The following is a 16,688-nucleotide window of genomic DNA, read 5'->3' on the forward strand; positions in this document are numbered from 1 at the left end:
TGCATAAAGGACAATCTTATGTCGCAAAATACAGACGTATCAGCCAGTAAGCTCGCTTCAGTGAAGCCGGTGGCGAAGCTGGGTTTTCTCTCGCTGATATCCGTTGCCGTTGGCCTGGTGGTATCGCAGGGGGTAATGGTGATGATGCTGCACGCCGCAGGGATCGCCGGGTTAAGCCTGATCCTTCCGCTAACACTGGCCTGGTTGCTGGCGCTCAGCTATGCCTGCTCGTTCTCCGAGCTGTCACTCATGATCCCGCGATCGGGCAGCCTGTGCAGCTATACCGAGGTCGCCCTCGGTCACTTTCCGGCGATCATCGCGACGTTTTCAGGCTATATCGTCGTGGCGATGTTTGCGCTGTCCGCCGAGCTGCTGCTGCTTGACCTGATTATCAGCAAAGTTTTCCCGCACAGTTCACTGCCGCCGCTGGCCGTGGCTGCCGGGGTGTTATTGCTGTTTACCCTGTTCAACCTGATGAACATCGATATCTTCGCCCGCCTGCAAACGGCTCTGGCAGTGATCATGATGATAGTGCTGCTGGTACTGGGTATCTGCGCCATCACCAGCCCGCAGGCGGAAACGGTGCAGAATGTTATCGCACAAGGGAGCCTGGCGCCGCAGGGCTGGGGATGGGGAGCGGTCGCGCTGGTCGCCACTACCGTCTGGGGCTTCGTCGGGGCGGAGTTCGTCTGCCCGCTGATTGAAGAAACCAAACGGCCCCAGCGCGATATTCCGCGCGCGATGATGGTGGGCCTGACGCTGATTTTTATCACCATTATTCTCTACTGCCTCGGTGCCCTGCTGGTGCTGCCGCGATCCGCCCTGACCGGGGACGATCTGCCGCACTTCCTGTTCGCCACCAAAGTGTTCGGTGAAAGCGGCAAGCTGCTGCTGCTCGCCGCCGCCATCACCGCTACCTGCAGCACGCTGAACTCTTCTCTGGCCACTATTCCACGTATGCTGAGTGGCATGTCGCAAAACGGTCAGGCTTTCCCCTGCTTTAACCGCCATAGCCGTAACGGCGTACCGTGGCTGGCGGTGCTGTTTGTTGCCGCGATCACCGGGCTGCCGCTGCTGCTGATGAACGCAGACTCCATCAGCCTGCTGCTGCTGGCCGCCGCAATCTGCTGGCTGCTGGCCTATATCATCACGCATATCAACGTCATCGTATTACGCCGCCGCTATCCGCATCTGCCGCGCCCGTTTCGTACCCCCTTTTATCCACTGCCGCAGGTCCTTGGGATCGTCGGCATGCTGTACGGCATCTGGAACGCCTCCCCCACGCCAGAGATGGCGGGTGAGGTGTTTACCGTCGCAGGCGGCGTGCTGGCCGTAGTCGCGGTTATTGGTGCGCTGTGGGTGAAACTGGTGATGCACAAGCCGCTGTTTGCCCCGGAGCCCATCGAGAAAGCACTGAATCCATCGCTTAAAAGCTAAATCAGGCAGGAAAAACCTGTTGTACCTTACACCGACTGGAGAACAACCGATGAAAAATTACGATATAAAACAGCACAGTACCCAGGACTGGCAGGGTATGGATGCGGCACACAACATCCACGCCTTCGTCGACCAGAAAAAGCTGAACGCGGCGGGCCCGCGCGTGATGAACCGCGCAAAAGGGCTTTACGTCTGGGACAATGACGACCGCCAGTATCTGGACGGCATGTCCGGGCTATGGTGTACCGCTCTCGGCTACGGCCGCCAGGATTTGATCGACGCCGCCACGCGACAGATGGGGCAGCTCTCCTATTACAATATGTTTTTCCACACCACCCACCCGTCGGTGATCGAGCTGTCCGAGCTGCTGTTCAGCCTGCTGCCCGACCGCTACAGCCACGTGATTTATACCAACTCCGGATCGGAATCCAACGAAGTGTTAATCCGCACGGCACGCCGCTACTGGCAGGTAGTGGGCAAACCGCAGAAACGGGTGATGATTGGCCGCTGGAACGGCTATCACGGTTCAACGCTGGCAAGTACCGCGATGGGCGGCATGAAGTTTATGCACGAGATGGGCGGCATGCTGCCGGATATCGCCCATATCGATGAGCCATACTGGTTCGCCCACGGCGGCGATCTGACGCCGGAAGAGTTCGGGCTGAAGTGCGCCCGTCAGCTGGAGGAAAAAATTCTTGAGCTGGGCAGTGAGAACGTCGCCGGATTTATCGCCGAGCCGTTCCAGGGGGCGGGCGGGATGATCTTCCCGCCGGAAAGCTACTGGCCGGAGATCCAGCGCATCTGCCGCCAGTACGATGTGCTGCTGTGCGCGGATGAGGTCATCGGCGGATTCGGCCGTACCGGAGAGTGGTTCGCCCACCAGCATTTTGGCTTTGAGCCGGACACCATCACCATCGCCAAGGGGCTGACCTCGGGCTACATTCCAATGGGCGGCCTGATCCTTTCAAGGCGCATGGCGGAAGCGCTGGTCGAGCACGGCGGCGTGTTTGCTCATGGCCTGACCTACGCCGGGCATCCGGTGGCGGCAGCAGTGGCGATTGCCAATATTAAGGCGCTTCGCGATGAAAAAATCGTTGAGCGGGTAAAAAACGATACCGGGCCTTACCTGCAACGGAAACTGCGTGAGGTATTTGGCGAGCATCCAATGATAGGCGAGATTCAGGGCGCCGGTCTGGTGGCTGCTTTGCAGTTTACCGCCGATAAAGCCACGCGGAAGCGCTTCGCGAACGAGGATGAGATCAGCTGGCGCTGCCGCAGCTGTGGCTTCGAGGAAGGGGTGATTATCCGCTCCACGCAGGGCCGAATGATCATGGCCCCGGCGTTGGTCGCTACCCATGCAGAGCTGGATGAGCTGGTGGAAAAAACCCGCCGGGCAGTGGAACGCACCGTGCAGGAATACAAGATTCGCTAACCTGATGACGGCAGACCACAGTTGGTCTGCCGCCGCCCCTTACCGCTCCACCAGCGCAAACTCCTGCTCGCTGTAGCGTTCCCCGGCAATATTCTCCGGGGCAAACAGCGTATTCAGCGTGGCAAGATCGCGGTCGTTAATGACCAGATCGGCCGCCGCGCAGTTATCTTCCAGATGGGCCAGCTGCCGCGCCCCCGGGATCGGCACAATATTCTCCCCCTGCGCCAGCACCCAGGCCAGCGCCAGCTGGGCCGGACTCGCCCGATAGCCCTGTGCCATCTCCGTCAGCTGTACAACCAGCTGCTGATTATGTTCCCACGCCTGCTGCTGGAAGCGCGGCAGATAGCGGCGGAAATCATCTTCGGCCAGCGTGCCTGCCGCCGCCACTTTACCGGTCAGGAAGCCTCGCCCCAGTGGGCTGTAGGGAACAAAACCGACGCCGAGACGACGGCAGGTTTCCAGCAGTCCCTGTTCAGGATCGCGGCTCCACAGCGAGTATTCACTCTGAACGGCAGCGATAGGATGTACCGCCTGCGCACGCTGTAGCGTCTCGCTGGAGATTTCCGACAGCCCCAGATGCAAAACCTTACCCTCGCGCACCAGATCGGCCATGGTGCCCACTACCTCTTCCACCGGTACCGCCGGATCGGGGCGATGCTGATACAGCAGGTCTATCGCCTCAATGCCCAGCCGCTGTAATGAAGCCTCTGCCACCGCACGGATGTTTTCCGGGCGGCTGTTCACGCCTTTAATGCGCTCCCAGCCCTCGCCTTCATCGGTAATATGGAAGCCAAATTTCGTGGCAACTTTGACCTTACCCTGATGCCCTTTCAGCACGCGGCCAAGCAGCGATTCATTGGTAAAAGGACCGTAAACCTCTGCCGTGTCGAGGAAATCCACCCCAAGGTCGAAGGCGCGATGCAGCGTATTAATCGCCTGGCGCTCATCGCTGGCACCGTAGGCAAAACTCATTCCCATACAGCCAAGGCCAATGGCGGAAACCTGCAAGCCTTCAGTGCCTAACGTTCTTTTTTTCATGGTGATACTCCGGTTAACTGGCGATGAAGCAGTTATACTTCTCACGGAATAAATCAACAATTGATGCCATTTAACCAGTTTAGTGAAAAATAATCATCAATATGAAAAATCGCACCACGCTCCAGGAACTGGAGATTTTTGCCGCTATTGCCCGCCACCTGAACTTCCGCAAGGCGGCGGAAGAGCGCAACGTCACGCCATCCACGCTCAGCCATACCATGAACCATCTGGAGCAGCGCATCGGCGTCAGGTTGCTGAACCGCACGACCCGCAGTGTCTCGCTGACCGAGGCCGGGCGCGCTTTTCTCTCGCGGATTGAGCCAGCGCTGGTGGATCTTTCCAGTGCGGTCGATGAGCTGAACAGCTGGCGGGCCGATCCGCGTGGGACGGTGCGCCTGAATATGCCGCGCAGCGCCGCAACGCTCTGGCTGCAGCGCATCCTGCTGCCGTTTCGTCAGCGCTACCCGGACATCGCGCTGGAGATCGCCACCAGCGACAGCCTGGTCAATATCATTGAAGAGGGATTCGATGCCGGCGTGCGTTTCGGCGAGGCGATTCCACAGGACATGGTTGCCATTCCCTTTGGCCCGCCGATACACGGGGCGATCGTTGCCAGCCCGGCGCTGATTGCTCAGCACGGCACGCCGCAGCATCCCGAAGGGCTGACGGGCTATCCGTGCATTCAGCGGCGTTTCCCCAGCGGCATGCTGTACAAATGGGAATTTCAGACGGAAGGTAAGGCGCTCGATGTGGCGGTCAGCGGCGATCTGACGCTGGATAACGATATGCTGATGATTCAGGCCGCCCGCACCGGAGCGGGTGCGGCGCTGGTGATGCGCGAGCTGGCGCAGCCCTGGCTGGCCGACGGTTCACTAGTGGAAATCCTCACAGATTATGCCGCAAAACCTGAGGGACTCTGGCTTTACTACCCCAGCCGCAAATACCACTCCGCCGCGCTGCGCTGCTTTATTGACTGGGTGCAGCAGATTAATCGGGGCGTGGTAGACTCGCCTGAATCCTTCCACGCAGGAAATCCGCCATGACCGCAGATGAACCACTAACCCGCTTTGTGCTGGCAGACCGTCCGGCTTCCCACGTGCTGTGCCTGACGCTGCACCGCCCTTCGCAGCGCAATGCCTATAACGCAATGATGATTGCCGAACTGGAGCAGTGGCTGGATTACAGCGAGCAGAACCCGGAAATCTGGACGGTGATCCTGACCGGCAGCGGCAGCGCGTTTTGCAGCGGGGCAGATTTGCAGGAGGCGTTTATCGACGGTGGCATAAAGGTGCGCAACCGCTGCGGCGGCTACAATCCGCTACAGCATCAGCCCCGGCGAAAAATCTGGATTGCTGCCCTCAACGGTCATGCGGTTGGCGGCGGGCTGGAGATGGCGCTGGACTGCGATTTTATCGTTGCCGGCGAGCAGGTGAAAATTGCCCTGCCCGAGGTGACGCACGGCCTGCTGCCGCTCGGCGGAGCCATCGTACAGCTTGCCGCCCGACTGCCGGTGAATATCGCCCGCGAACTGCTGCTGACCGGCGAAGCTATCGATGCGCAACGAGCGCTGGCGCTGGGACTCTTCAATCAGCTGGCCGCGCATGGCGACCTGAAGGATGCAGCGCTGGCGCTGGCGGCGCGCATCAATCGCAGCGCCCCGCTGGCGGTGCAGGCGTGCAACGCGCTGCTGAAACAGCATCTGCGCACCACCGCTGACGGTGAGGATACACAGCAGAACCCCCCTCTGCCCTCCACCGACGACGGTGAGGAGACACATCCTCTGCCCTCTACCGGTGAGAATACGCAGCAGAAAGCCCCTCAGCCCTCCGCCGATGAGGTGCTGCGCCAGCTTCAGCAGAGCGAAGATTATCAGGAAAGCCTGCGCGCTTTTAGCGAACGCCGCCCGCCGCAGTGGCGTGGCAGATAACGGCGGGTAATTCTGCACGAAGCACTGCGGTAGTTTTGAAATACCCTTCTGACGAGAGTAAAGCTCACTCTACAGCGCCTGTGCACGGAACAGCGCGCTCAGCCCCAGGCCGCCCGCAATCCCCAGCATCGCCAGGCCAAAACCGTCTTCGCTCTCCGCCGTCTGTACCAGTTGGCTAAACAGCCGCGTTACCATGATCGCCCCGGACGCGCCGTAGGGATGGCCGAGCGCGATAGCCCCACCCTGGCGGTTAACGCGCTGCTCGTCGATGCCCAACGCATCCAGTGAGCCCAGCACCTGAGCGGCAAAGGCTTCATTAAACTCAATGGCGGCAACGCGGTCGAGGTTCAGCTGTGGCTGCCTCGCCAGCAGCTTTTGCGTGGCGGGAACCGGACCCAGCCCGAGGTAGTTGGGGTCCACTCCGGCGCTACAGGCATCAATAAAGCGCAGCCCGCGTACAAAACCACACTCGCGCGCCAGTCGGCGGCTCATGACCAGCAGCAGCGATGCCCCGTCGTTCAGCGGGCAGCAGTTGCCCGCCGTCACGCTGCCGTCGGCGGCAAAGGCAGGCGGCAGCGCGGCCAGCCGGTCAAGCGAGGTTGTCGGGCGCGGGCATTCATCCTGCGCGATCGTCTGCCCCGCCACGTTCAGCGGCACGATCTCATCGCGGAATGCACCCTGCTGCTGTGCGGCAACCGCACGCTGATGGCTGCGCAGGGCAAAACGATCCTGCCGTTCGCGGCTGATGCCGCAGCGGCGGGCCACATTTTCCGCCGCTTCGCCCATATCCGGGTCACCGATATCGTCCGGGGAAAAACGCGCACGGCCGTAAAAACGCGGCTGCTGCTTCAGCGAGCCGGGCTTCTCTACCCGCCACGGCGCGGTACTCACGCTCTCAACGCCACCGGCCAGATAGCATTCTCCCGCCCGCGCCTGGATCAGACGACAGGCGTTGATCGCCGCCTCCAGCCCGGAACCGCACTGGCGATCGACCGTCACCGCCGGCACCGCCAGCGGCAGTCCGGCACTGAGCGCCGCCAGACGGGCAATGTTGCCGCCGCCGCCGGTCGCATTGCCGATAATCACCTCATCAATAGCACTGAATCCCTGCGGTAAGGTGGCAAGCAACCGGGTGAACAAGGGTGCCAGCAGTGCTTCCATCGACAGCCCGGCCAACATACCGTACGCCTTACCTACCGGCGTGCGTACCGCGGCGACAACCACCGGTTGCCAGTCATCTTCCGGCTGATAGTTCAGTGAGATCGGTTCTGAGGTCATGATTTGCGATCCTTATTTCCAGCCCGGCACGTTTAATTTTTCCAGCGGGCGTTAACGGCCAGTGGCTGATGTGATAATAGTGGCGTGGCAATTTGTATTTCGCCAGATGCTCGCGGCATATTTCCGGGATCGTTTCCGCCAGCGTTAATTCCGCCTCAATAATAGCGACGATCTTTTTCCCCAGGTAATTATCATCAATGGCAATAACCATCGCTTCTATAACACCCGGGATCGCTTTGATCGTCGTTTCTATTTCTGACAGATAAATATTATTACCGCCGCTGAGGATCATATTTCCCCGGCGGCCGATAATATGCAGGTTCTGCCGTTCATCCAGATAGCCGATATCCGATACCGTGGCACCCCAGGGTGTTTTTTTAAATGCGCCGCCGTCATCACCCCATAAATATCCCTCGATAATCTGCTCGCTGCGAATAAAAATCCGCCCCGGTTGATTCATCGCCACCGGCACATCATCATCGTCGAGGATTTCAATGGTGGTCCCCGGAAAAGCCTGCCCAACGCTGGCCAGAGAGTCGCTGATGCTGTCGTCGTTCAGTGTGGAAACGGCGACAAATCCCAGTTCCGATGCACCGTAATACTCCTGCATCCGCGCTGCGGGAAACAGCGCCCTCGCCTGCCGATAGTGGTTCAGCTCCAGCTTGGCTCCGGCACTGAGCAAATTACGCAGGTCGGGAAACGCTTCTCCATCAGCCACGCGGGCAAAACCGGCAATCATCGTTGGCACCACCACCAGTCGCTGGATCTGCTGCCTGACGATCAGCGCCAGCGCGGCATCGGGCTGCCACTTGCCGAGGCTGTAAAAACAGCCACCCGCATACAGCGTTTCATTCAGGCAGTAGAGGCCAATGCCGTTCGACAGCGGGCCGGGAAACAGCGTTGAGGGCGCATCCGTCAGCTGAAAGATCGCCTCGCCGTTTTCAAAGCTGCTGCGCCAGGAGCGGCGCGATCGTACAAACGCCTTCGGCAGGCTGGTGGTGCCGGAGGTAAAATTGATTAAAAACGGCGTGGCATCATGCATTCCCTGACTGAATGCGGGCCGATCTTCGGTAACAGAAGGATCGCTTTCCAGCCAGCGATCCACCGCCAGCCAGTGGATCTGTAGCGCATCGGCCAGCGCGATCGTCGCCCGATCCTGCTGGTTTAGCAGCAGCAGACCCGGCTTAATACGGCTCAGCATTTCGTGCAGCTGTTCGGCTGGCAGCAGCGGGTCTATGATTGCCGCGGTGAGAGGCTGTGCGGTTGCCGCCAGCCAGGCTATCGGGAATGCAATCGCATTGCCGGTCGCTATCGCCACGGTATGGCCGTTCGGGGATTCACTGAGAATAAACTGATACAGTGCCTGCGAGCGCTGCCACAGCTGTAGCCAGCTCAGCGTCTGGCCATCAATATTCACCGCGATGGCGTGGGGATGTTTTTGGGCGTGCTGCTGAACTCTGTCGTGAACCGGCATCAGGCTACGGCCCCTGGCTGCGGAAAGTGATGGATCAAGGCATTACGGGTTTCTTCAGGGATCGGACAGGGCTTATTATCGGCAGGGTTAATGCAGACCCAGACTAATTTTCCTTCGGCAGCCAGAATATTCCTGCCCTGTAAATTCAGGTGAATAGAAAATATTAAGCTGCTGTTGCCGAGCTTCTCAATGAATACCTGAGGCTCTACCACATCGTCGACCGATAATGGGAAATGAAAGGTCGCTTCACATTTTTTTACGTGATAAACCACACCGGCTGTCTGCGGGCGAAATAAGGCTAAAATATCTGCACGGCGAAAGGCATTAACCACGGCATCTTCACAATAATCCAGGTAAACTGAATTATGGACGTGACCATTCAGATCGATATCACGCATTGATACGCGAAATGTTTCACTATTATACTGCTGCATAAAAATCATCAACCTGTAAACCAGAAGCCACTAAAGAAAATATACCATGAAAGAGAGTTTATTCACCAGAGCGATGGTCCGCGAGTTCGGTAATATCAGGGATATTCTGCGGCTGGAATCCGGTGAGCAGAGCGAATTAGCTGCTGGCCAGGTACGGGTTAAGATGGCATGGGCGACGATAAATCCCTCTGATATTATTACTATTTCCGGTGCCTACCGTTCACGCATTACATTACCTTTCGTTCCCGGTTTCGAGGGCATGGGGCATATCGTTCAGAGCAACGACCCTTCGCTTCTGCCCGGTCAGCGGGTGCTGCCGGTGGGCAGCATGGGTGCCTGGCAGACCTATAAGGACAGCGAGGCGCAGTGGTGTTTTACCCTGCCCGATTTCGTCAGTGATAAAGAAGCGGCGACCAGCTACGTGAATCCGATGACCGCCCTGCTGATGCTGACGGAAGAGCTGCACTTTACGCCCGGGATGCGGGTAATCATCAATGCCGCCAACTCGGCGATTGGCAAGATGCTGATCCGCATTGCCAGCCACCTGGGCATCAGGGCCATCGCCATCGTGCGCAAGGCGGAGAACCTGGCACTGTTTGACGATTTCCCCGTTGAGAGTGTGCTGAACAGTAGCAGCCCGGATTATCCGCAGCAGCTGGCGGCGCTTCAGCGCGGCGGCGGCGTGGAGGCGATTCTGGACTGCATCGGCGGTGAAGAGTCGCTGTCGCTGGCTGAGGCGCTGATGCCGGGTGGGCAGTTTATTCACTATGGTCTGTTGTCCGGTCAGCCGATCCCTCCGACGTTCTGGCGCAGCCGCCCGGATATTCGTTTTTCTAATTTCCATTTACGGTTGTGGGTACATGGCCATGAGAAGGCGCTGGTGCAGCGGCGTATCGATGAGGTTATGGCACTGATCCGCGATGGGGTGATTGCCACCGAGGTGGTAGCCGAGTTTGCGCTGGCGGATATTCATCAGGCGGTGGATGCGGTGTTGTCCGGGGCACTGAAGGGGAAGATTCTGCTGAAGCTTTGAGGCTGCCGTGTCGGAAGTTCGTTCGCTGGCCAGCCAGAGCGCGTTACAGATGGGAATTTGTGCTGCGTTGTTTGTAGAGTCAGCAGTTAGCGCTGGCTGGCAGTGCCCCCGATCGGGCGGGTCCTCGCGCCGCTACGCGGTCCCTTCACTTCGCTCGTCAGCCTCCCGGACCGCCACAGACGGGCCGTCCTGGCCCGGCTGTGACTTTCGGCCGCGTCCATGCGGCCAAATCCTGGCTTCCTCTCTCCGTTCAGCGCTGTGGATTGCCCTTTCGTGGGCACTGCCAGTCTGCTCTCTGATTTCTGTGTTGCCTGAAAGCCCAAAAGCTAAAAGCGATGAAATTGTATAGAGGGGACAGCCTCTGCTGCTGCGTAAGGGCATCCGCAGCGCTGAGGTGGAGCCATTGCGCCAGGAGACGTCAACAGGGATGTTGGCGTCAGGCCGGGTTTGAACAGGGACGTTCAATCCTGGCCGATCCGTTCGGCGCAATGGCGTAACCGAAGGCACCGCAATGCGGCGCGAGGACCGCCCTGGAGCAGCAGCAGAGGCTGCACCCCAACCAACAAGTCCACAGCGGCGTACTCTATCCCAATGTCGGATAAGCCCGCCGTACCGCCCGCACAATCACCGCCGCCAGCACCACCTTCACGATGTCGCCCGGCACAAACCCCAGCGAACCCAGCGCGGCCTGCTTCAGCGTGATACCCGCAACGGCGGCAATCCACGGAATACCACAGGCATAAATCACCACAATCCCGCCCAGTGCGATAATCAGCAGCTCCTTCACCAGCGTCAATGAACGCAGACCGCGCTGGTACAACAAGCCAATGACCAGTGCCGCCAGCGGCCAGGAGAGAATAAAACCACCGCCCGGCCCCATATAAACCCCCAGCCCGCCACGGCCACCGGCCAGCAGCGGCAGCCCGATAGCCACCAGCAGATCGAACAATACCATCGCCAGCGCACCGCGCTTAGCACCGGCAATCGCCCCCGCCAGCATACAGCCCAGCGTCTGCGCGGTAATCGGCACGCCAATCACCGGCAGACTAAAGGCCGGAAACAGACCCAGCGCTGCGGTCATCGCGGCAAACAGCGCTATATAAACAATATCTCTGGTGGACATTAAGAGCCTCTCGACTTTTCAGCATCGCTTTGGGGACGTTTAAGCTGGGGATCGTATGCGCGGGCTTCCAGCGCCGCCGCAATGTCATCAGCCATTTTCAGGGTACGGACAATAACCGGGATCGCCACGGCAATCACACTGCGGTCAAGGCCGCGTGCTTTCTGCGCTTCACGCACTTCGGTGGTGATGGCGGCCAGCACCGGGATAAAACGCAAGGCCAGCGAGAGTGCCAGGCTGACCTTCGCCGGGTTGATGCGCAAAAAACGCAGCCAGGACAGCCCGCTTTCCAGCGCATCAATCATATCGGTGGTACGCGTGGTCAGCGTCACCAGCGCCGCCAGCAGCAGCAGCGCGGAAAGCCGCGCAACGACCAGCACGCCGGAAACCCAGTCCACCATCCACCACTGTACGGCGAACAGCAGCGCCAGCACCCACAGCAGCGGTTTCAGCTGCAGCAGCATTATTTTTGGCCCGATACCCGCCAGCGGGTAAAGCGTAGCAACGACAACCAGCGTGGACAGCACCACCGCCAGCAGGGGGAAAACAAACAGCAGAGTACCCACCAGCGCCAGGGAAAGGATCTTGATCCCCGACGGCAGGCGATGGATAAACGAGTTACCCGGTACGTAATCACTCAAGGTCATGACATCATCCTGACATACTCTTTCAGCGCCACGGCGGGCACATCATCTACGGCAACTTCCCCGCGTTCAAACACCAGTACGCGGTCAAAATCCTGCAAAAATTCCAGGTCGTGTGAAACGACGATCGCGGTTTGATCCAGCTCGGCAATCGCGGCGGCAATTCGCCGTTTGTTGCGCAGATCCAGCAGCGTGGTGGGTTCATCAAAAACGATATATTCCGGCTCCATCACCAGCACGCCGGAGATCGCCAGCAGCTGCTTTTGCCCACCGCTGAGCAGATGCGCCGGGTGCTGACGCAGATCCTGCATATCATAGCGGGCCAGCGCCGCGTCGGTACGCTCGCGGATCGTGGCTTTATCCAGCCCGAGGTTCTTCATGCCGAAAGCCAGATCCTCTTCCACCACCGGAAAGACGATCTGATTGTCAGGGTTCTGGAAAACAAAGCCGACTTTACGCCGCACCGCTTTGCCCTGCTGACGGGTATTCAGGCCGTCGATCAGCACATCGCCCTGAGAAGGCAACAGCAAGCCATTCAGCAGGCGAACGAAGGTACTTTTGCCGCAGCCGTTACTGCCAACGATGCCGATACGCTTCTCGGTTAGCTGTAAGTTGATATTCTTCAACACCTTGCGATCGCCGTAAGCGTGGGAAACCTCTTTCAGTTCAATCATCTGAATGCCTCGCTCAGGACGGTTTACGCGGACGATACTGGCGACCAATCGTCAGTTGCTCAATGACCGCAGCCGGTGACAGCGACATCACAAAATCCACCGCGCGGCAGATATCGTCCGTGCTCAGCATTTCTTCCGCAGACAGCCCCGAACCGGCGGCCATATCGGTATCCACCACATCCGGGCACAGCGTGGTGACTTTAATCCCCAGCGAGCCCAGCTCGCGGGCAATCGAGCGGCTGTAGCCGACCAGCGCGTGCTTGCTGGCGGCATAGCTGGCGACGCTGCCGTAGGGCTGCACGCCGCTGACCGAAGCCAGATTAAAGATGCGGCCATCTTCAGACTTTTGCAGCCACGGCGTGCAAAGCTGGCAAAGATGATGGATGGCGGTAACGTTGGTGGCCAACAGCGCGCTGAAGTCATCCATCGGCGTCTGCGTGGAGCCTGCGCGGAAAATACCGGCGGCGTTAATCAGTACATCCAGCCGGGCGTGGCGGGAAAGCGCGTGCTGCACCTGCTGCGACACGCTGGCAAAATCACACACGTCCAGCGCCAGCGTCTGCACGCGGGACGGATCGAACCCGGCGGCAAGCGCATTCAGCGCCTGCGCATCACGTGCCAGCAGAATCAGATGATATCCCTGCGCATAGAAATGACGGGCAAGATGGTGGCCAATGCCACGGCTGGCACCGGTAATCAGGGCGACGTTGTTTGACACGGAGAGCCTTAAATCTGAAAACGTGAGCGGCAAAGATACGCTATTTAGCGTAAAAGGAAAAATACGTTTTTGGTTTACAAGTCGGTTAAAACCAGGCTAATAGCGAAAACTCGCTTCAACCATTCGTGACGCTCAGGTGAGGCCGCGTCAGGTCGATCGTCCGGGAGTATCCGTAAAAAAGCCGCTATCTGTTAACAATAGCGGCTTAGTTTTCGCTAACTAACGCGAATTACCCCTTGCGGAGCCGTCAGCGATTACTTCTTCTTCGCTTTCGGGTTTGGCAGGTCGGTGATGCTACCTTCGAAGATCTCAGCTGCCAGGCCAACCGATTCGTGCAGAGTCGGGTGAGCGTGGATGGTCAGCGCCAGGTCTTCAGCGTCGCAGCCCATTTCGATTGCCAGACCGATTTCGCCCAGCAGCTCGCCGCCGTTAGTACCAACAATCGCACCACCGATCACGCGGTGAGTGGTTTTGTCGAAGATCAGCTTGGTCATACCGTCTGCGCAGTCGGAAGCGATAGCGCGGCCAGAAGCAGCCCACGGGAAGGTGGCGGTTTCGTAGCTGATGCCTTTCTCCTTCGCTTCTTTCTCGGTCAGACCCACCCAGGCAACTTCTGGCTCGGTGTAGGCGATAGATGGGATCACTTTCGGGTCGAAGTAGTGTTTCTTACCAGAAATCACTTCTGCCGCTACGTGGCCTTCATGCACGCCTTTGTGTGCCAGCATTGGCTGACCCACGATGTCGCCGATAGCGAAGATGTGCGGTACGTTGGTACGCATCTGCTTGTCGACGCGGATAAAGCCGCGATCGTCCACTTCCACGCCCGCTTTACCAGCATCCAGACCTTTACCGTTCGGTACGCGGCCGATAGCTACCAGCACCGCATCGTAACGCTGTGGTTCTGCCGGCGCTTTTTTGCCTTCCATTGTTACATAGATGCCGTCTTCTTTCGCTTCAACAGCGGTGACTTTGGTTTCCAGCATCAGGTTGAACTGCTTGGAGATACGCTTGGTGAACACTTTCACCACGTCTTTATCTGCAGCAGGGATCACCTGGTCAAACATCTCTACGACATCAATCTGTGAACCCAGGGCATGGTAAACCGTACCCATTTCCAGACCGATGATACCGCCGCCCATAACCAGCAGACGCTCTGGGACTGATTTCAGTTCCAGCGCATCGGTAGAATCCCAAACGCGTGGGTCTTCGTGCGGGATGAACGGCAGCTGAATTGGGCGGGAACCCGCTGCGATGATGGCATTGTCGAAAGTGATCGTAGTGGTTTCACCCTTCTCATTTTCCACAACCAGAGTATTTGCGCCGGTAAACTTGCCCAGGCCGTTAACCACGTTCACTTTACGGCCTTTCGCCATACCTGCCAGACCGCCGGTCAGCTGGTTGATGACTTTCTCTTTCCAGGCGCGGATCTTGTCTACGTCGGTTTGCGGCTTGCCGAACACGATACCGTGAGCTTCAAGCGCCTTCGCTTCTTCAATCACCTTCGCCACGTGCAGCAGGGCTTTAGAAGGGATACAGCCGACATTCAGACAAACACCACCAAGGGTGCTGTAACGCTCAACGATGACGGTCTCCAGACCTAAATCCGCTGCACGGAAGGCTGCAGAATAGCCTGCAGGACCTGCCCCAAGTACCACGACTTGAGTTTTAATTTCTGTACTCATCATGACCTCTTATTTGATAGTCCGGCGGGTCAGACAGCTTTTGATTCAACGCCCTTCTTCCACCGGGACGCGTTCACCGCAAGAGTTTACAGAATTGTTAATAATCTGCAAACCGCGGTGCCACGAATATCTACATCCCTTATAACAAGGCCGGCTTGCGCCGGCCTTGTCTGCTGTTACATCACCAGACGGCGAATGTCAGCCAGTGCCTGATTGATGATGGTGATGAAGCGTGCACCATCTGCACCGTCGATTACGCGGTGGTCGAAGGAGAGCGACATCGGCATCATCAGACGCGGAGTGAACTCTTTACCGTTCCAGACCGGCTCCATAGCAGACTTGGAAACGCCCAGGATAGCCACTTCAGGCGCGTTAACGATCGGCGCGAAGTGAGTTGTCCCGATGCCGCCCAGGCTGGAAATGGTGAAGCAGCCGCCCTGCATTTCGCCAGCGGTCAGCTTGCCATCACGCGCTTTCTTGGAGATAACCATCAGCTCGCGAGACAGTTCGGTAATCCCTTTCTTGTTCACATCTTTGAACACTGGAACCACCAGACCGTTTGGCGTATCAACCGCCACACCGATGTTGATGTATTTCTTCAGCGTCAGCTTCTGACCATCTTCAGACAGTGAACTGTTGAAACGAGGCATCTGCTCAAGGGCCGCAGCAACGGCTTTCATGATGAAGACCACTGGGGTGAATTTCACGTCCAGCTTACGTTTAGCCGCTTCATCGTTCTGCTGCTTACGGAAGGCTTCCAGCTCGGTGATATCAGTTTTGTCGAAATGCGTAACGTGCGGGATCATCACCCAGTTACGGCTCAGGTTCGCACCAGAGATTTTCTGGATACGGCCCAATTCAACTTCTTCAATCTCACCAAACTTGCTGAAGTCCACTTTCGGCCAAGGCAGCATGCCAGGCAGACCACCACCCGCAGCAGCGGCTGGTGCTTCGGCGCGTTTTACCGCGTCCTTAACGTAGGTCTGAACGTCTTCTTTCAGAATACGCCCTTTACGACCGGTGCCTTTGACTTTAGCCAGGTTTACGCCAAACTCGCGCGCCAGGCGGCGGATAACCGGAGTCGCGTGAACGTAAGCGTCGTTTTCAGCGAAGTCGGATTTCGCGTCAGCTTTCGCAGGGGCAGCAGCCGGAGCCGCTTTCTCTTCCTGCTTAGCCGGTGCGGCCGCAGCCGGTGCTTCAGCTTTCGCAGCTGGAGCCGCAGCAGCTGGCGCAGCGCCTGCTACTTCAAAGACCATCACCAGTGAACCGGTGCTGACTTTGTCGCCGGTCGCTACTTTGATCTCTTTCACGGTGCCCGCGAACGGAGCCGGCACTTCCATTGAGGCTTTGTCGCCTTCAACGGTCAGGATCGACTGTTCCGCTTCAACGGTGTCGCCCACTTTTACCATGATCTCGGTAACTTCAACTTCGTCGCCGCCGATATCCGGTACGTTCACTTCTTTCGGGCCACTGGCCGCAGCCGGTGCCGCAGCAGCAGGTGCAGCCGCTTCTTCTTTCTTCTCTTCAGCCGGAGCGGATGGCGCAACTGCGCCACCTGCTGCTTCGAAGATCATGATCAGTTTGCCGGTTTCGACTTTATCGCCGGTCGCAACTTTGATCTCTTTAACCACGCCCGCCTGCGGAGAAGGGACTTCCATAGAAGCCTTATCGCCTTCCACCACGATCAGCGACTGTTCAACTTCAACAGTGTCGCCAACCTTCACCAGGATTTCGGTGACTTCAACTTCGTCCGCGCCGATGTCCGGTACATTGATTTCGATAGCCATTACTCTTTAC

The 16,688-nt window shown here is 58.2% G+C and carries 15 protein-coding genes; 5 read left to right on the forward strand and 10 right to left on the reverse strand.

The features are described 5' to 3' along the window. Positions 1-18: 18 nt before the first annotated feature. Both OMR58_RS13775 and OMR58_RS13780 read left to right on the forward strand, forming a co-directional pair. Positions 19-1,437, forward strand: a complete 1,419-nt coding sequence (locus tag OMR58_RS13775) for an APC family permease (RefSeq protein WP_200564203.1) — start codon at positions 19-21, stop codon at positions 1,435-1,437. A gap of 49 nt (positions 1,438-1,486) precedes the next feature. Continuing rightward, positions 1,487-2,869, forward strand: coding sequence for an aspartate aminotransferase family protein (locus OMR58_RS13780; protein ID WP_264546209.1), 1,383 nt, complete (start codon positions 1,487-1,489; stop codon positions 2,867-2,869). 39 nt (positions 2,870-2,908) lie between these two features. Here OMR58_RS13780 and OMR58_RS13785 read toward each other — a convergent pair whose 3' ends face one another. Beyond that, a complete protein-coding gene (locus OMR58_RS13785) occupies positions 2,909-3,907 on the reverse strand; it encodes an aldo/keto reductase (RefSeq protein ID WP_200545248.1) in 999 nt (332 codons plus the stop codon). A gap of 101 nt (positions 3,908-4,008) precedes the next feature. Here OMR58_RS13785 and OMR58_RS13790 point away from each other — a divergent pair, with 101 nt between their 5' ends. Both OMR58_RS13790 and OMR58_RS13795 read left to right on the forward strand, forming a co-directional pair. Then, entirely contained in the window at positions 4,009-4,950 is a 942-nt protein-coding gene (locus OMR58_RS13790; RefSeq protein WP_264546210.1) for a LysR family transcriptional regulator, read from the forward strand. Continuing rightward, positions 4,947-5,834, forward strand: a complete 888-nt coding sequence (locus OMR58_RS13795) for an enoyl-CoA hydratase/isomerase family protein (protein ID WP_264546211.1) — start codon at positions 4,947-4,949, stop codon at positions 5,832-5,834. Before OMR58_RS13790 ends, OMR58_RS13795 begins: the two co-directional genes overlap by 4 nt. A 69-nt stretch (positions 5,835-5,903) precedes the next feature. On the opposite strand, the gene OMR58_RS13800 is transcribed toward OMR58_RS13795, so the two are convergent. From OMR58_RS13800 to OMR58_RS13810, 3 genes are read right to left on the reverse strand one after another with little or no spacing between them, the layout of a single operon-like run. After that, positions 5,904-7,112 carry a thiolase family protein gene (locus OMR58_RS13800; RefSeq protein ID WP_264546212.1) on the reverse strand — a complete coding sequence of 403 codons (1,209 nt, stop codon included), beginning with the start codon at positions 7,110-7,112 and terminating at the stop codon, positions 5,904-5,906. Continuing rightward, a complete protein-coding gene (locus OMR58_RS13805) occupies positions 7,069-8,586 on the reverse strand; it encodes a class I adenylate-forming enzyme family protein (protein ID WP_264546213.1) in 1,518 nt (505 codons plus the stop codon). The genes OMR58_RS13800 and OMR58_RS13805 overlap by 44 nt, the downstream gene beginning before the upstream one ends. Further along, on the reverse strand, positions 8,586-9,020 hold the full coding sequence (locus tag OMR58_RS13810) for an acyl-CoA thioesterase (protein WP_264546214.1): 435 nt from the start codon (positions 9,018-9,020) through the stop codon (positions 8,586-8,588). Before OMR58_RS13810 ends, OMR58_RS13805 begins: the two co-directional genes overlap by 1 nt. Positions 9,021-9,066: 46 nt before the next feature. Here OMR58_RS13810 and OMR58_RS13815 point away from each other — a divergent pair, with 46 nt between their 5' ends. Next, positions 9,067-10,053: a zinc-dependent alcohol dehydrogenase family protein gene (locus OMR58_RS13815; RefSeq protein ID WP_264546215.1), complete on the forward strand. Its 987-nt coding sequence runs from the start codon at positions 9,067-9,069 to the stop codon at positions 10,051-10,053. 583 nt (positions 10,054-10,636) lie between these two features. Here the strand turns inward: OMR58_RS13815 and OMR58_RS13820 are convergent. From OMR58_RS13820 to aceF, 6 genes are all read right to left on the reverse strand, one after another. Continuing rightward, positions 10,637-11,176 (reverse strand): biotin transporter BioY, encoded by a 540-nt coding sequence (locus OMR58_RS13820; protein WP_200545234.1) that lies wholly within the window; start codon positions 11,174-11,176, stop codon positions 10,637-10,639. Beyond that, positions 11,176-11,820, reverse strand: coding sequence for an energy-coupling factor transporter transmembrane component T family protein (locus OMR58_RS13825; protein WP_264546216.1), 645 nt, complete (start codon positions 11,818-11,820; stop codon positions 11,176-11,178). Before OMR58_RS13825 ends, OMR58_RS13820 begins: the two co-directional genes overlap by 1 nt. After that, positions 11,817-12,491, reverse strand: a complete 675-nt coding sequence (locus tag OMR58_RS13830; protein WP_200563416.1) for an energy-coupling factor ABC transporter ATP-binding protein — start codon at positions 12,489-12,491, stop codon at positions 11,817-11,819. The genes OMR58_RS13825 and OMR58_RS13830 overlap by 4 nt, the downstream gene beginning before the upstream one ends. Positions 12,492-12,504: 13 nt before the next feature. Further along, positions 12,505-13,209, reverse strand: a complete 705-nt coding sequence (locus OMR58_RS13835) for an SDR family NAD(P)-dependent oxidoreductase (RefSeq protein ID WP_264546217.1) — start codon at positions 13,207-13,209, stop codon at positions 12,505-12,507. 254 nt (positions 13,210-13,463) lie between these two features. Then, entirely contained in the window at positions 13,464-14,891 is a 1,428-nt protein-coding gene (gene lpdA, locus OMR58_RS13840; RefSeq protein WP_105595386.1) for a dihydrolipoyl dehydrogenase, read from the reverse strand. 176 nt (positions 14,892-15,067) lie between these two features. Beyond that, on the reverse strand, positions 15,068-16,678 hold the full coding sequence (gene aceF / locus OMR58_RS13845; protein ID WP_264546218.1) for a pyruvate dehydrogenase complex dihydrolipoyllysine-residue acetyltransferase: 1,611 nt from the start codon (positions 16,676-16,678) through the stop codon (positions 15,068-15,070). Positions 16,679-16,688 lie beyond the last annotated feature (10 nt).

Origin of the sequence: Erwinia sp. INIA01 (genome assembly GCF_025947915.1) — a bacterium.
Lineage (GTDB): Bacteria > Pseudomonadota > Gammaproteobacteria > Enterobacterales > Enterobacteriaceae > Erwinia > Erwinia coffeiphila.